Origin of the sequence: Aporhodopirellula sallentina SM41 (assembly GCF_000346505.1) — a bacterium.
Taxonomy (GTDB): Bacteria; Planctomycetota; Planctomycetia; order Pirellulales; family Pirellulaceae; genus Rhodopirellula; species Rhodopirellula sallentina.
Genome location: NZ_ANOH01000417.1, coordinates 1 through 3101, shown reverse-complemented (window position 1 = coordinate 3101; position 3101 = coordinate 1). Strand labels below are relative to the sequence as shown.

The following is a 3101-nucleotide window of genomic DNA, read 5'->3' as shown; positions in this document are numbered from 1 at the left end:
TCGGCGAGTTTCGCTACGCGTAGATGGAGTTGTTGCAGGCCACTGAATCGTTTCTGCAAACGCTCTGGATTGGGGGTGATGATAGCAAGAGCGGTGTGGTCGCGCAGCGGGGATCGGAAAAAAGATGAGTGGGGATTCGACGCTGAAACTCAATCGTGTTCGCTTCTGAGTTAGGCGATCGTGATCGGGAGTGGGATGACTTCGTCGATCGACTTTGCTCCGGTTTGCAACATTTGGATTCGGTCGACGCCGACGGCCACGCCGCTGCAACGGGGCAGTCCTTCTTTCATGGCGGCGACAAGAGTCGTTTGCACCGGATAGGCTTGGTCGCCTCGTTGCCGTCGGACTTCGTTGTTGGATTCGTAGCGGCGGACGAGTTCTCGCCAGTCGCGCAGTTCGTCGTAGCCGTTGGCGAGTTCAACGCCGTGATAAAATAACTCAAAACGATGTGCGAAACGTTCGTCATCTTCGCATGGACGGGCAAGTGCGGCTTGGGTGATTGGGTAACGGTTGAGGATCGTGGGGACGGATTTGCCGAGGTTGCGTTCGATGTGATGCGACAGCAATACGTCGAGGAGGGAGTCGCGGTCGTCGCCGATGGAGATCGCGAGGTCGGCATCGATGTCGCGGACGAGTCGTTGCAGTTGCGAGATGGGGGCGTCGATCGGGTCGATGGCGAGTTCGCGGGCGAACGCATCCTGGTAGCTGATGGTTTCGTAGGTGTCGGTATTGAAGACGGCGACGGCGAGATCGCCGAGTAACCGGATCGCTGAGTCGGCGTCGCCGTCGAGTTCGTACCATTCGAGCATTGTGAATTCGACGTTGTGTCGCGGGCCGCTCTCGCCGCGTCGAAAAACAGGCGAGATGGAAAAGATGGACGGGGCGCCGCGGACCAGCAATCTTTTCATGGCCGATTCAGCGGACGTCTGCAGGTAGTAGCGGGGCGATGCTGCGTCGGAGTTGCCGTTTGGATTGTCGTTGGGGAGGCTAGGGAGTTTGGCGGTGGGGATTCCCAATTCGTCGGAATCGACGGAGATCGGGTCGAGGTAGGCGTCGATGACGCAGTCGCGGGCGAGGCACGGCGGTTGGACTTCGAGGAAGCCTCGGTCGTGGAAGAAGGCTCGCAGTTGCCGCAAAAGTCGATCGCGAAAGCCCAACTGGCCCACAAAGTCGATCTTTCCGGGTGAAGGGCGGACATCTTTTCCACCGGCGGGGGGTGGGGTGGCGCGGGCGTCCGGGGTCGACTTTTCGCCGTGATTCATTGGGTTTTGGTGAGAATGAGTGGGGAAGGCGTCGTGGACAGCAGGTGAAAAATTGAGAACTGATCGAACAATTACAAACCCGTTACATTTCGGTGTCCAGGGTGAGACACGAAAGGGGGTGGGGCCCGTTATGCTTTGCAGCGAATCTTTTCAGCAGGCGAGTTACCCGGTCCGCTTCATCGAATTGTCGGTGCAGCAAGGAGATCCAACGGGGTGTCGCCGGTCGCTGAAGCAAACCCCCTTATCGCACCCGAGACCAGGAACGTTCTCTGATGTCGACCGTAACAGGCCCGAACCGCTCAAGCGGAAACAATACCCACTCCTCCACAGATGATTCCGAGCTGAACGCGGTTGCAGACAGCGTCGTCGGTGATAGCTCGGTCGAGACGCTCGATCCGGTTGACGCTGAGATTTGGAACCGTCCCGGTTTGGAGGGTGCGACCGAGAAAGACGATTTGCACCGTCCGAGTGCCGAGGACGCAGACGGCTTGTCGTCGCTGGTGGCTCAGAAGGAAGCGAAGCTGCGTGACCGTGCTCGTCCGACGACGGCGGAACGCAAACGCATCGACAATCTGAGTTATTGGGCGATCGGTTGGTTGGCGGTGGCTCACTTGGTTTGCCTTGCCGCACCGTTCTACTTTTCGTGGCAAGCCGTCGTGACGGCGGTGGTGTTGCACTGGGCCGCCGGAAGCCTCGGCATTTGTCTGGGGTATCACCGGATGCTGACGCACACCGGGATGAAGACCTACAACTGGGTTCGTTACACGTTTGCGGCGATCGGTTGTTTCGCGGGCGAAGGTTCGCCGCTGGATTGGGTTGCGGACCACCGCAAGCACCACGCACACAGCGACCAGGAAGGTGACCCGCATTCGCCGCATGACGGCAGCGTCTGGAGTCACATTTTTTGGTTGGCGTTTCACACGCATAACGGTGACCGCAAGGAATACTTGCAGCGTTGGGTGCCGGACTTGTATCGGGATCCGATGATGCGGGCGTTCGATGTTTTGTTCTTGCCGATCCACATCGCGGTGTCGCTCGCTCTGTTCGGTGCGGGGTATTACTTCGGTGGTTTTGACATGGCGATGTCAATGTTGATTTGGGGGATGTTCGTTCGCTTGGTGTTGGTGTTGCACGCGACTTGGTTGGTCAACAGTGCGTCGCACATGTTCGGCTACAAGAACTATGAGACTACGGACGACAGCCGGAATAACTGGTTGGTGGCGATCGTTGCCTACGGTGAAGGATGGCACAACAACCACCACGCGTATCCGCGGATGGCGAAACACGGTCACAAGTGGTGGGAGTTTGATATCACTTGGCAAGCCATTCGGTTGCTTCGTGCGGTCGGTTTGGTTTGGGACGTGGTGGATTACCGGACGGCGGCGGAGAAACGTGCTGCGGCGAACAAGGTGGCTGCGAAGTCGTAGCGGGTTTTGAATTTCACCGGGACGTGAGTCTCGGGGGTTTTTGATTTTTAGGGCGAACGGGTTTTTCCGTTCGCCCTTTTTTTGTGGGGTTTTGGGTGGCTAGTTGCTAGTGGTGTGGGGATTAGGATTAAGAGTATGAGTAAGATTAGGATTAGGATTTTGGGCGTGTGCGAGTGGCCGGGGCGTTGGCCTTAGTGCTGGTTGGGGAGGTTGGTGGGTGATTGCCCCTCTCCCCGTAGGAGGTCGTGCAGTTTGTAAGTGCTGTGCCAGTAACGTCTTGAGACCCCCGCCCGCGCGGGACGTCGATTTTATTATTGACGTTCTTCGAGGCGTCCTTGGCCCAGGACCTGAACCGTAGTGGACGAGGCGACGAGTCCTTCCCCACGCAAGGGACTCGTCGCCTCGTCCACTA

The 3101-nt window shown here is 58.0% G+C and carries 2 protein-coding genes; one reads left to right on the top strand and one right to left on the bottom strand.

Annotated elements, in window-relative coordinates:
• Nucleotides 1-170: 170 nt before the first annotated feature.
• Nucleotides 171-1262, bottom strand: a complete 1092-nt coding sequence (gene epmA, locus RSSM_RS27205) for an EF-P lysine aminoacylase EpmA (protein ID WP_008687299.1) — start codon at nucleotides 1260-1262, stop codon at nucleotides 171-173.
• A 272-nt stretch (nucleotides 1263-1534) separates the two neighbouring features.
• Here epmA and RSSM_RS27200 point away from each other — a divergent pair, with 272 nt between their 5' ends.
• A complete protein-coding gene (locus RSSM_RS27200) occupies nucleotides 1535-2689 on the top strand; it encodes an acyl-CoA desaturase (RefSeq protein WP_008687297.1) in 1155 nt (384 codons plus the stop codon).
• Nucleotides 2690-3101 lie beyond the last annotated feature (412 nt).